This is a genomic window from Flavobacterium frigidimaris (assembly GCF_002217275.1).
GTDB lineage: Bacteria > Bacteroidota > Bacteroidia > Flavobacteriales > Flavobacteriaceae > Flavobacterium > Flavobacterium aquidurense.
In genome coordinates this window covers 17,339-30,195 of the sequence record NZ_MUGV01000025.1, presented here as the reverse complement: position 1 = coordinate 30,195, position 12,857 = coordinate 17,339, and the positions used below count along the sequence as shown (strand labels likewise).

Annotated in this window: 13 protein-coding genes; 6 read left to right on the top strand and 7 right to left on the bottom strand. The window is 35.8% G+C overall.

The features are described 5' to 3' along the window. Positions 1 to 109: 109 nt before the first annotated feature. The 5 genes from B0A65_RS15245 to B0A65_RS15225 all read right to left on the bottom strand — a co-directional run bounded on the left by B0A65_RS15245 (position 110) and on the right by B0A65_RS15225 (position 4,113). Positions 110 to 883 carry an alpha/beta hydrolase family protein gene (locus B0A65_RS15245; RefSeq protein ID WP_083370410.1) on the bottom strand — a complete coding sequence of 258 codons (774 nt, stop codon included), beginning with the start codon at positions 881 to 883 and terminating at the stop codon, positions 110 to 112. Positions 884 to 964: 81 nt separating this feature from the next. Then, positions 965 to 1,480, bottom strand: coding sequence for a GNAT family N-acetyltransferase (locus tag B0A65_RS15240; RefSeq protein ID WP_074659037.1), 516 nt, complete (start codon positions 1,478 to 1,480; stop codon positions 965 to 967). Positions 1,481 to 1,503: 23 nt separating this feature from the next. Next, the gene (locus B0A65_RS15235; RefSeq protein ID WP_074659036.1) at positions 1,504 to 1,983 is read right to left on the bottom strand and encodes a DUF6691 family protein; all 480 of its coding nucleotides are present in this window, start codon (positions 1,981 to 1,983) and stop codon (positions 1,504 to 1,506) included. A gap of 28 nt (positions 1,984 to 2,011) precedes the next feature. Then, positions 2,012 to 2,575 (bottom strand): YeeE/YedE family protein, encoded by a 564-nt coding sequence (locus tag B0A65_RS15230; protein ID WP_074659035.1) that lies wholly within the window; start codon positions 2,573 to 2,575, stop codon positions 2,012 to 2,014. 122 nt (positions 2,576 to 2,697) lie between these two features. Beyond that, on the bottom strand, positions 2,698 to 4,113 hold the full coding sequence (locus B0A65_RS15225) for an MBL fold metallo-hydrolase (protein WP_074659034.1): 1,416 nt from the start codon (positions 4,111 to 4,113) through the stop codon (positions 2,698 to 2,700). A gap of 437 nt (positions 4,114 to 4,550) precedes the next feature. On the opposite strand from B0A65_RS15225, the gene B0A65_RS15220 reads away from it, so the two are divergent. The 4 genes from B0A65_RS15220 to B0A65_RS15205 all read left to right on the top strand — a co-directional run bounded on the left by B0A65_RS15220 (position 4,551) and on the right by B0A65_RS15205 (position 8,391). Beyond that, on the top strand, positions 4,551 to 5,144 hold the full coding sequence (locus B0A65_RS15220) for an HD domain-containing protein (protein ID WP_074659033.1): 594 nt from the start codon (positions 4,551 to 4,553) through the stop codon (positions 5,142 to 5,144). Positions 5,145 to 5,416: 272 nt separating this feature from the next. Then, positions 5,417 to 6,763: a cytochrome ubiquinol oxidase subunit I gene (locus tag B0A65_RS15215; protein WP_074659032.1), complete on the top strand. Its 1,347-nt coding sequence runs from the start codon at positions 5,417 to 5,419 to the stop codon at positions 6,761 to 6,763. A 2-nt stretch (positions 6,764 to 6,765) separates the two neighbouring features. Then, complete coding sequence (gene cydB / locus B0A65_RS15210) at positions 6,766 to 7,842, top strand: cytochrome d ubiquinol oxidase subunit II (protein ID WP_074659031.1); 1,077 nt, start codon at positions 6,766 to 6,768, stop codon at positions 7,840 to 7,842. 153 nt (positions 7,843 to 7,995) lie between these two features. Continuing rightward, positions 7,996 to 8,391, top strand: coding sequence for a hypothetical protein (locus B0A65_RS15205; protein WP_074659030.1), 396 nt, complete (start codon positions 7,996 to 7,998; stop codon positions 8,389 to 8,391). 166 nt (positions 8,392 to 8,557) lie between these two features. Here the strand turns inward: B0A65_RS15205 and B0A65_RS15200 are convergent, their stop codons facing one another. Further along, the gene (locus tag B0A65_RS15200) at positions 8,558 to 9,343 is read right to left on the bottom strand and encodes a sulfite exporter TauE/SafE family protein (protein WP_074659029.1); all 786 of its coding nucleotides are present in this window, start codon (positions 9,341 to 9,343) and stop codon (positions 8,558 to 8,560) included. A gap of 113 nt (positions 9,344 to 9,456) precedes the next feature. Next, the gene (locus B0A65_RS15195; RefSeq protein WP_074659028.1) at positions 9,457 to 10,083 is read right to left on the bottom strand and encodes a Crp/Fnr family transcriptional regulator; all 627 of its coding nucleotides are present in this window, start codon (positions 10,081 to 10,083) and stop codon (positions 9,457 to 9,459) included. Between the two features lie 542 nt (positions 10,084 to 10,625). On the opposite strand from B0A65_RS15195, the gene B0A65_RS15190 reads away from it, so the two are divergent. Together B0A65_RS15190 and B0A65_RS15185 are read left to right on the top strand one after the other, a co-directional pair. Further along, positions 10,626 to 10,937, top strand: a complete 312-nt coding sequence (locus B0A65_RS15190; RefSeq protein ID WP_026984760.1) for a rhodanese-like domain-containing protein — start codon at positions 10,626 to 10,628, stop codon at positions 10,935 to 10,937. A 76-nt stretch (positions 10,938 to 11,013) separates the two neighbouring features. Then, positions 11,014 to 12,594, top strand: coding sequence for an NADP-dependent glyceraldehyde-3-phosphate dehydrogenase (locus B0A65_RS15185; RefSeq protein ID WP_074659027.1), 1,581 nt, complete (start codon positions 11,014 to 11,016; stop codon positions 12,592 to 12,594). The last annotated feature ends 263 nt before the right edge of the window (positions 12,595 to 12,857 follow it).

The following is a 12,857-nucleotide window of genomic DNA, read 5'->3' as shown; positions in this document are numbered from 1 at the left end:
CTCTATCCTTCACGCGGGCATAGAATACAGCAAACCTGACAAGTTTTCAAAACCTGTCAGGTTTGCTAAGCGTGAGCGATTAGGATTTAAATTAACCAGAGTTACATTTTTATCTACTTAAGTACTCTTCAATATAATTGTTTATTATTTTTCGCTGTTCAATTGTCGCGTCATTATCCATATCCCTGTGCTCGATAGGAGTGGGTTGAACTGTAATCCCATATTTTTTCTTCTCTTCCTCAGTTGGTAATACATTTTCATCTGCCGGGTAATTACTGGAACGCAACGTATATACCTGAGGATGACTAACTCTCGGAAGTGGCATTCTTCTATTGTCCATCGTTATAATTCTATAAACTAATTTTGGGTGTTCAGTAGCAAACAATGCTGTCATATCGCCACCATTCGAATGTCCTATTAAAGTTAAATGCTTAAAATCTAATTCAGGTTTCGTTTTTTTAAATTCATTTATGACAAACAAAATGTTTTCAACGCCTCTTTCCCAATTAGGTCTTCTGGTAATTTTTAAATCGCCATCCATGGCAAGAAGCTCATCAGTAGGTAATTCGTGCTGAATGCTAATAACAAAATATCCTTTTGAAGCTAAGTTCTCCGTTAAATAAGAATATATTCTGTTATCTCCACCTTTATTCTCTCCATAACCGTGACTAAAAATGATCACTTGTTGTTTATTTATTTTCTTATTTATCTCTGGATAATATAGAGCAACCGGAATTACTCGATTTCTTGATTTGTCAAACAATTGCAGACTATCCAATTTTACATCGTAAATAGTATTTGATGCCTGAACGTTTGCTTTTTTGTTACCGGAACAACTTAATAATAGGAAACAAATTAAAATAAGAGAATATAGTTTGCGCATTTATTGGTTTGTTTTATAGAATTGCTAAACCCGACAGGTTTAAAAATCTGTCGGGTTTGATTCGTATTTGAGGTAATAATTTTAGTGTAGTTTTTTCTCGTATGCTCTTCGTGCAGCACCTCTAAAATAAACTTCGCCACAATAGGTATAATTTAATCGGTCTAAAATTTTAAGCATCGGAACATTATCAAAATTAGTATCTACCTTAATACTATTAACATTATTTTCAATGCTTAAACCTTCAATGTGTTCAAAAAGTTTTGTAGCAATACCTTTTCCTTTTGCCAATTTGGATACTGCCACACGATGTACCACAACATAATCGCCATTCGTCAGCCATTTGCCTTCGATTTCCTCGTAAGCCGGTTCTATGTCGAAAATAATGGCAGCGTAACATAAAATGGTTTCATTTTCGGTAAGCACATATCCAAAACCATTATTGATATCATTTGTAATCGAAAGTTCGTTAGGATAACCATCTTGCCATTGTTTGCTTCCTTCTAAACGCCTTTGTTCAATAGCATCTTGGATAATTTCCCAAATTTGAGGTACTTCTGCAAGAGTTGCTTTTCTTAATTGTAATGCTGTTAAGCTCATTTTTAATCTAACTATATAAGGTGTTAATGAGGTAATTTGTCTTTAATAAAACCATAAAACCAGGTTCCTGCAATTGCGCTTAATAAAGTGACCACAATCACGGTAACACCAGTTCCAATTTGAGCGAACAGAGGTCCTGGACAAGCTCCGGTAATGGCCCATCCAAAACCAAATAGTAATCCGCCGTAAATTTGACCTTTGCTGAAAACCTTTGGCTGAATTTCTATTTTTTCACCGTGAATGGTTTTAATATTGAATCTTTTAATGATTTGAACAGAAATTATGCCAACTACAACAGCACTTCCAATTACGCCATACATAAAGAAAGATTGCAATTGAAACATTTCCTGAATACGGAACCAGCTGATGATTTCGGCTTTTACGAATACAATTCCGAAAAAGATTCCAACCAAAAGATATTTTAAGTTTGAGAATCCTGAATCTTTTATGTGGCTTGCGTTGATTCCTTCTGTATCTGTATTTTTATTTTCTAAATGAGTCATTTTTGAAATTTTAAAGTGAAAGAATGTCCTAAAGAGCAAGAATATAAGGCAGAATCAAATTTGCCATGATGAAACCGCCAATCATAAAACAGATTGTCGCTACTAATGAAGGCCATTGTAAATTTGAAATTCCCATAATCGCATGTCCGCTCGTGCATCCACCAGCGTAACGCGTTCCGAAACCAACTAAAAAACCACCAACTACAATCATGATAAAACCTCGAAGTGTGAATAAACTTTCCCAGGAAAATAATTCTTTTGGTAATAAACCAGAATGATCTGTAATACTGTAAGAAGCCAATTGCTCCGAAAGCTGTGGTGTAATTTCAACCGGATTTGGATTAGCTAAAAAGTAGGCAGCGATAACTCCGCCAAGGAAAATTCCGAAAACGAAGAATAAATTCCAGCTTTCTTTTTTCCAGTCGTATTTAAAAAACGAAATATTCGCCGGAATACAAGCTGCACAAATATGGCGTAAAGACGAACTAATCCCGAAAGATTTATTTCCGATAATCAACAAAATAGGAACAGTCAATCCAATTAACGGCCCCGCAACGTACCAAGGCCAAGGTTCTTTTATAATTTCTAGCATATTTTTAAGGTTCTAAGGGACTAAGATTCTAAGTTACTAAGGTTTATTTTTTAATGGTTTGAGTTATTAAGTTTAAAGGTCAAAAAATCTTAGAACCTTAGAATCTTAGCAACTCAGAACCTTTATTTTAATACTTTACTCTGACAAACGAAATCTGATTTCGGAATTGCTGTTTTTGCAATTGCTCCAAAACCGCCGTCAATTTCGGTAAAGTTTCTGAAACCGCGTGCTTGTAAAATGGACGCTGCGATCATACTTCTGTAACCACCTGCGCAATGTAGATAAAAATGCTCCTTTGGATTAATGTCTTTTACCCAGTCATTAATATAAGCCAAAGGTTTGCTGTAAGCATCTTCGATATGTTCTGCTTCATATTCCGTTTCTTTTCGAACATCAATGACTTTGTCTTCTTCTATTTTAAATTCAGAAGCAAATTGTTCAGCCGAAATTCTATTTACAGTATCTATTTCGAAACCTGCTTTTTGCCAGGCCTCAAAACCACCTTCTAAATGTCCGATAATCGAATCGAAACCTACACGGCTTAAACGTGTTACGGTTTCTTCTTCCAGACCATTTTCGGTTACTAATATAATAGGTTGTTTTACATTGGCAATCAAAGTTCCAACCCATGGAGCAAAATCTCCGTTGATACCTATATTAATAGATTGCGGAATAAATCCTTTATAGAAATCAGCACTTTTTCGGGTATCTAAAATTAAAGCTCCGGTTTCTTCGGCCACAGCTTCAAAATCTTCTGCTTTTATCGCTTTCATTCCGTTATGCAAAACCGATTCAAAGCTTTCGTAACCACCTTTGTTCATGGCTACGTTCATGCTGAAATAAGCTGGAGGAGGTAATAATCCGTCGGTAACTTCAGTAATAAATTCGGCTTCGGTCATATCGGCACGCAAAGCATAATTCGTTGCTTTTTGGTTTCCGATAGTCGAAACGGTTTCTTTGCTCATGTTTTTCCCGCAAGCGCTTCCCGCACCATGCGCCGGATAAACAATTACGTCATCCGCCAAAGTCATCACTTTATCTCTCAACGAATGAAATAAAATGCCGGCCAATTGATCTTGTGTCATTCCAGCCGCTTTTTGCGCTAAATCCGGACGACCAACATCTCCGATAAATAAAGTATCTCCAGAAAAAATCGCATGATCTTTTCCGTTTTCGTCAATCAATAAATACGTCGTACTTTCCATAGTGTGTCCCGGAGTGTGCAACGCTTTTATTGTAATATTCCCGATTTTAAATTCTTGTCCGTCTTTCGCAGAAATGCAGTCGAATTCACAAGCCGCATTAGGCCCGTAAACGATTGGCGCTCCGGTCTCTTTGCTTAAATCAATATGACCCGAAACAAAATCGGCGTGGAAATGCGTTTCAAAGATGTATTTTAATTTAACCTGATCGCGTTCTAAACGATCTAAATAAGGCTGAATTTCCCTAAGCGGATCAATTATCGCCGCTTCTCCGTTTGATGTTATATAGTATGCACCTTGCGCAAGGCAGCCAGTGTAAATTTGTTCAATTTTCATGATATGAAATCTAAAATAAGTTCTACAAAGGTAACTTTGTTTTTTCGGAAAGTAAGTGACTAATGTTACAGAAATTCGACTTTTCCAAAAAAACGTGTGATAGTTTTACCATATAAGTTATATAAGCAATTATAAGTTGGAGTTTAATTGCGTTGAACTTATATTAGCTCATATAAGTTTAATCGGTTTAGAGTTATAACACACTGTAATTAAATGAACTTATATGACTTATATGGTGGAAAAAAATGTTTGTGGGTTTCACCATATAAGTCATATAAGCAATTATAAGTTGGAGTTTAATTGCGTTGAACTTATGTGAGCTCATATAAGTTTAACCAATTAGAGTTATAACGCACTGCAATTAAATGAACTTATATCACTTATATGGTGAAAAAAATAAATCTACGTAATTTTACACTTCTACAAAAATCATAAATATGAACACAACAGACTTATTAGATCAAATTGCTTTTATAAAAGAGATTGATAAAGTAAAATACATTCAGCGAAAAACGAAGCTCTTTAATAGCAACCGATGCGAAAATGATGCAGAACACAGCTGGCATTTGGCTTTGATGGCAATTGTATTGGCAGAACATTCAGACCAACCGATTGATGTTTTGAAAGTGGTGAAAATGGTTTTGATTCATGATATTGTAGAAATCGACGCAGGAGATGTTTTTATTTATGATACACAAAAAAGTCACGATAATACCGATGAAGAACGCTTGGCCGCCAATCGTATTTTTGGTTTGCTTCCGAAAAAACAAGGAGAGGACATGATCGCCATTTGGGAAGAATTTGAAGAGGGTGAAACCAATGAAGCCAAATTTGCAAAATCGATGGACAGGCTAGAACCTTTATTACAAAACACCTCCAACGATGGAGGAACCTGGAAGGAATTTGGCGTGCCCTATAAAAAGGTTTACGAAAAAAAGAGCGTTATAAAAGAAGGTTCCACAACTTTATGGAATTACGCTGAAGGTTTAATAAATGAAAGTGTTGAAAAAGGAATTTTGAAAAAGGAATAAATATTAAACACATAGAATCATAGTTTTTCATAGCTTAAAAAAAGGCGTTTCACTAATTTAAAGACACATAGCTATGTGTTTTGAAGCAAGTGAAACGCCTTTTTACGTTTCCAAAATCCTATGTCTCTATGTGTTTAATATTTTAGCTTTTAAATTTTTCAAAATTGTTGAAAAGTTTAACAAATACCAGCATATAAACTTTTTTTAAAGGCAGGAATTTCGGGTTTTAATGGGTAAATTTGTGGAACTTCATAAAACCAAATACCACTATAATGGAAGAAATGCTTTTTTATGACCGAATGCAATTCGCCTTCACAATTACCTTTCACTACCTTTTTCCGCAACTTACAATGGGTCTATCTTTGATCATTGTTTATTTTAAATGGAAATATCTTAAAACTCAAAACGAACAATACAATCACGCTACGCATTTCTGGATGAAGATTTTTGCCCTGAATTTCGCGATGGGCGTGGTAACCGGAATCCCGATGGAATTTCAATTCGGAACCAATTGGGCTAAATTCTCTGAATTAACCGGAGGTATTATCGGTCAGACCTTGGCGATGGAAGGAATGTTTTCCTTCTTTTTAGAATCTTCCTTTCTTGGAATCTTTTTATTTGGAGAAAAACTCCTCGGACATAAATGGCATTTTGTAACCGGAGTGTTAATTATGATTGGTTCCTGGGCCAGTGGTTATTTGATTATCGCTACACATTCGTGGATGCAGAATCCGGTTGGGTATGAAATTCTCGAAAACGGAAAATTTGTATTAACGAATTTCAAAGCTTTATTTTTAAATCCGTGGCTTTGGCCTTCTTATTTACACAATCAGGCCGCTTCTTTGGTTACGAGTTCTTTTGTCGTGGCGGGAATTGGCGCTTTTTATATTTTGAGTCAGAAGAATGTTTCTTTTGGGAAATTGTTTCTTAAAACTGGCGTTATTTTCGGATTGATTTCGAGTATAATTGTCGCAGTTCCAACGGGAGATTTACTAGCGAAAAATGTTGTAAAATATCAGCCGGTAACTTTTGCCGCGATGGAAGGGATTTTTCACACCGAAAAAAGAGGCTCTGAAATTGTTTTAATCGGTCAGCCCGATGTAAAAGACAAAAAACTGGATAATAAAATCGCAGTTCCTAATATTTTGAGTTTCCTTACCTATGGAAATTGGGATCAGGAAATTAAAGGTTTGGATCAATTTGAAGAAGATTTGCATCCAACTAATATTTCAGGCTTATATTATGCCTATCATATTATGGTTGGACTCGGAACTGTATTTATTGGTTTGATGGTCCTTTCTCTTTTTCAGTTAATCAGAGGGAAATTGTTTGAAACCAAATGGATTTTATGGTCGCTCATGTTTATGATGCCTTTTCCGTATATCGCCAATACAACAGGCTGGTATACTGCAGAACTAGGAAGACAGCCATGGCTGGTTTATAATTTAATGCGAACCGCAGCCGGCGCTTCGCCAACCGTTTCGTCCGGAAATACCTTGTTTACTTTATTAGGTTTTATAGGATTGTATCTTTTACTCGGAATGCTGTTTTTGCTTTTGATTGGGAAAATTATCAATAAAGGACCTCATCATGTGGAACTTTCAACAGAAAAAATATAAGTATGGAATTTTTTTGGTACGTCGTTTTAATGGGAATTCTGGCCGTTTATATTGTATTGGATGGTTATGATTTTGGAGCAGGAATTATTCATTTGTTTTTTGCCAATACAGAAAAAGATAAAAAAGCAATTACAAGCGCAATTGGTCCGTTTTGGGATGCCAACGAAGTTTGGATCATCGCTGCCGGTGGTGTTTTGTTTTTTGCTTTTCCAACTTTATATGCATCGTCTTTTAGTGGCTTTTATTTGCCTTTGATTATGATTTTATGGCTGTTGATTTTCCGTGCCATCGGATTAGAAATGCGCGGGCAGGTGCATCATCCTATGTGGGAAGCCATTTGGGATAAAGCGTTCGGAATCGCGAGTTTGCTTTTGGCGTTGTTCTTCGGAATCGCTTTGGGAAATATCGTGCGCGGTGTCAATCTCGGAATGGTGCAAAACGGCGTTTCGACGCAGGAACCGCATTTTTTCTTTTTGCCGTTATGGAATCCAACTTTCAGCCCAAAAGCAAATGAATTGGGAATTATAGATTGGTTTACGATTTTCCTCGGAATTGTGAGTGTTGTCGCTTTAACGATTCACGGCGCCAATTGGATTATATTTAAAACCAATTCGTCTTTAAATGCACAGCTTAAAAATGTGGTTTTTAAACTGAATATTGTTTTACTGATTTTAGTTTTCATCTCCTTACAAATCTGGCATTTTATAGAACCTCAGCCGTTTCATAATTTTATTGAAAATCCAATTTTGTGGTTTTTCCCAATAATGACTTTTGTTGGTATCTTGGGATTATTCAAAGTTCGTTCGTTCAAAAAAGACGGTCAGGCCTTTATATTTTCCACCTTATTTTTAGTGGGAGGATTCGCTTCAACAGCAGTTTCAATTTTTCCGAATGTTTTGCCTTCGACTAATAATGTAAATCCGTCCTTAACGATTTATAATACTGCCGCCGGAGAGTATGGTTTGAACGCCGGTCTGAGTTGGTTTTTTATCGCTTTGTTTTTGGTGATTGTCTATTTTATTATTCAGTATCGTGTTTTTAGCGGGAAGATGGATGATGTTGGGTATGGGGAGCATTGATTTTTGTTTGCCACTAATTGCATAAATTTTCACGAATTAATTATAGGAATAGCCGTTGGTTTTAACTGACGGTTTTTAAATTTTAGAGAATCTGAAATTTATTATAAAATGGGTATATTTGGCTAAAGCCGGGAAGATATTCTATAAAGCGTTATGAAGAAAAAAGTAGTAATTATATTTTTAGCTCTTGTCTTAATTATATCAGGGAAATTTCTTTTTCAAAAATGGTATTTTAATTCAGATAGAATTCATGAAAGACAAGAAGAAACATGGAATGAAAGAATATCAAATTATAAATATGTAGAATACATTCCGATTGTTTTTCAACAAGATGAACTTATCGATGCACGAGATTTACTTTCTAAGACTCATGTTAAAAACGTTATCCATGTTTTAATGTTTTATAACGAAGAATTTAAAGTACAAAAAGGTAAATTACTTGTATCTAGTAAGATTGATAGAAAGACTTTGTGGAATTATACCACAAAAGCAAACGATTCTGTTTGGTTGGTTGAGCATCAGATAGAAAAACAGATACCGAAAACCTGAGTTTACCCGAGTCTGCGTTAGGGATAGAAGTGGTATCCTTTTTTGTGGCTTTTTCTGCCACAAAAAAGATATAGCGGATAGCCCGGCCGGAGGTAACGCCCAAATTATTAATCTACTATTCTTAAATAAAAAAAATCTGCAAAATCTGCGAGAAACCAAAAAATTCCTAAAACAAAACTTCTTTTGTAATTATATAAAACCCCATTATCAGGACAAACCAGCCAAAAATAGGTTTCAGTTTAGTTCCGTCGATTTTTTTAGACAGCTGGCTTCCTACTACCATTCCGAGAAGTGCCATTGCAGATACGCCTAATAAAAAAGGATAATTGATGGGAGTTCCGATGTATAAATCGCCTGCAAAACCTATGGAGGAATTGATTGAGATAATTAATAACGAAGTTCCAACGGCTTGTTTCATGGGTAATTTGGCGAAAAAGAGCAGGGCAGGAATAATTAAGAATCCACCACCAGCGCCGAGAAATCCGGTTATGATTCCGACAATGAAACCTATAAAACTAAGTTGAATATAATTGGTTTCGGCCCCTTTTATTTCGGGTTGATTTTTTCGAATCATCGAAATCGCCGCCGTAATCATCAAGACCGAAAAGATAATCATAATCAGAAAATCTTTAGAAACAGAATAAGAAGCAATTGAAAATAAAGTCGAAGCAATCTGCGGAAAAATAACTTCACGAATAATTAAAATTGAAATCACAGACGGAATCGCAAAGTACAATGCCGATTTCAGTTTAAGATTTCCAATCTTATAATGACTGTAACTGCCAGACATTGCAGTCAAGCCCACAATAAACAAAGAATAAGAGGTAGCCTGCTCTGGATTTACTTTAAACAAATAAACTAAAATTGGAATGGTCAGTATCGATCCGCCTCCGCCAATTAGGCCCAGCGAAATCCCGATAATAATCGAAGCAAAATAACCCAGATATTCCATTGCATTTGTTTTTATGCAAAGGTGGTTTGATTAAAAGAAATCTACAGTAACATTTATCACAGAAGCGCTATATATTTTTTTTCGCCACGAATTNNATTCGTGGCTATTTTTAATTATCTCAAAAGCTCGATTTGGTTGCGGTTGAGTTTGACTAAACCTCTTTGTTCCATTTTTTTGAGTAATCTGGAAACGACTTCTCTTGAGGTGTTTAATTCGGTTGCAATTTCCTGATGCGATAAATTTACTTCAGAACAACCACAGGCATCCGAATGTCTTTTTAGATAGAATTCCAAACGTTCATCCATCGAACGAAAAGCAATATTGTCGACAACTTCCAGTACTTCTTCAAAGCGGCTTCGGTAGGTTTCGATTACAAATTCGTACCAGGACCGGTGTTCCATCATCCATTTGTCCATCATTTGCAACGGAATCATCATAACGGAAACATCTTCGACTACTTTGGCCATGATTTGGCTTTTTTCGCTTTTGGTGGTGCAGATCATCGAAATGGCGCAGGCTTGCCCGGGTTGTAAATAATACATTAAAAACTCGCCGCCGTCTTCGCCTTCGCGGTAAATTTTGATTTTTCCTTTGGTGATTAAAACGGTGTTTTTGATGTATTGTCCGGTTCGCATTAAAATGGTACCGGCTTCAAAATCCTGTGCACTTCCGTTTTCTTCGATGGTCGAAAGGAGCTCGCTGGAGAAATTCGGGAATATATCTTTTAAGGAGTGTTGCATTTATTGTGTTGTTTTTTTACCACAAATTACACAAATTCCCACTAATTAATTTGTGACTAACTTTTTTATTAAAATCATTTTAATCCATTAATCTCTGGCCGATTTTTTTTTAACAAGAGCAAAGCGATGTTAGGTAATTTGTGAAATTTGCGAAATTTGTGGTTAAACCTATTTAATAAAATTCATTTTAATCCATTAATCTGTGGCTATTGTTTTTTACCACAACCGATGGTTAAGTAATTCGTGAATTCGTGGTCAACCTTTTTATCAAAATGAAATCAAAACCTCTCATTTGATACAAAGATAGCAGATTGAAATGGGATAAATTATTAGAAAACCATATTTGGCTGCATTTTATGAAAATGAAAAAATCCTATTTTCTATCGATTTTATAGGGTGTATTTTTAAAAATAGTGAGTAAATTTGTGTTTCACTGATTATAATACTTTCTCTAAAACGTTTTCTGAGAATAATAATCGAAATCGCATTTGGCACGTTTTTAATTAATAGAAACGTCGTAATTTTACAAAAACACATTTATTATGAATTTATCACAAGAAGATTGGGTTAATCAGCTTGCTGCTGACGAGAATGCAGTTATACTGGACGTAAGAACTGAAGACGAATTTAATGACGGTTATATCGAGAATGCCGTGAACATTGACATTAATAAAGGTCAGGGTTTTATTTATGAAATCGAAGAGTTAGATAAAAACAAAAACTATTATGTGTATTGCCGTTCTGGAGCCAGAAGCGCAAAAGCCTGCCAGGTTATGAATGAATTAGGTATAAATAATGCCTATAATCTGCTTGGTGGAATTCTGGACTGGGAAGGGGATACCGTGAATCCATAAATTAGAAGAAGAGGCAAGAAAAAGCCTCTTTTTTCGTTTAAATGCTATTAATAACCAAACTATAAAGTATCAGATTATGAGTTTAATACCCGAAGAATATCAGATTACAAACCTGATAAATCAAGATACGTATCTTGTAAATGGAGAATTGAAAAAATGGACAGGGCAAACCACACCTGTGTTTTCTACTATATCTTCTACAGAAAAATATACACCAACATTATTAGGATCAATTCCGTTCATGGCAGAAAAAGAAGCTGCTGAAGTGGTTGAAGCTGCTAATGCGGCTTATAATAAAGGACAAGGTTTATGGCCAACAATGAAAGTGGTGGACCGTATTAAATGCATGGAAAATTTCGTAAGACAGATGAAGGAAACCCGCGAAGAAGTGGTGAAACTTTTGATGTGGGAAATCGGAAAAAACCTTGGCGACTCTCAAAAAGAATTTGACAGAACGGTTGAATATATTCAGGATACTATTGCCAGTTATAAAGAACTAAACGGACGTAGTTCGCACTTTGAAAAAGTACAGGGTGTGAACGCGATGATTCGCCGTGGACCTCTTGGGGTTGTTTTGTGTCTTGGACCTTACAATTATCCTTTAAACGAAACTTTCTCGTTGTTGATTCCGGCTTTGATTATGGGGAATACTGTAATCTTTAAACCGGCGAAACACGGTGTTTTATGTATTTCGCCTTTGTTGGAAGCTTTTAGAAGCAGTTTTCCAAAAGGAGTTATCAATATCGTTTACGGAAGAGGTCGCGAAGTGGCTTCTCCAATCATGAAATCGGGTAAAATTGATGTTTTGGCTTTAATCGGAAATAGTAAATCGGCAATTGCTTTGCAGGATCAGCATCCAAACAAAAACAGACTGCGTTTGATTTTAGGTTTAGAAGCAAAAAATCCGGCAATTATTTTACCAGATGCCGATCTGGATTTGGCTATTCAGGAATGTATTACAGGAACTTTATCTTTTAACGGACAACGTTGTACCGCTTTGAAAGTATTATATGTTCATGCTTCTATTGCTGATGAATTTAATAAGCGTTTCTCTGAAAAAGTAGATGCTTTAAAATTTGGCAATCCATGGGAAAGCGGCGCTTCTTTAACGCCACTTCCGGAAACAGACAAACCCGCTTACATTCAGGGATTAATTGACGATGCAACAAGTAAAGGAGCAAAAATCCTAAACGAAAAAGGCGGAAAACATACTGATAATTATATCTTCCCAGCAGTTTTATATCCGGTAAACAGCGAAATGCGCGTGTATCACGAAGAACAATTTGGACCAGTAGTACCTATTATTTCTTTCAATGATATTCAGGAACCACTAGATGATATGGCCGAATCTAACTACGGTCAACAAGTAAGTTTGTTCGGAAAAGATATTAAAACTTTGGCACCGCTTATCGATGCTTTAGTAAATCTTGTTTGTAGAGTAAACCTCAACAGTTCTTGCCAAAGAGGACCGGACGCGTTCCCGTTTACAGGACGTAAAGATTCTGCTGTAGGAACTTTAAGTATTCCGGATGCTTTGCGTTCTTTCTCAATCCGTACGTTCGTGGCTTCAAAAGATATCGCTTATAACAATGAAATTTTACAGGAATTGCTAAACAGCAAGGAATCAAATTTCATTAATACCGATTATATTTTGTAGTTATTAAGGTTATATATTAATTGTAGATACCGTCTTTTTTCGCCAGAGAAAGACGGTTTTTCTTTTTGTCTAAGTTGCTAAGGTTCTAAGATACTAAGGTTCTGAGGTTTTTGCCACGAAGGCGCTAGGACGTTAAGTTTTTCTTTTTAATCTCGCAAGGTCGCCAAGTTTTTTTAAAGCTTTTAAATTTGTTGAACTTTGCGGCTTTGCGACTTTGCGTGCAATTTTCAACAGTGAGTAATAACTCCTGATAAAAGTCCAGG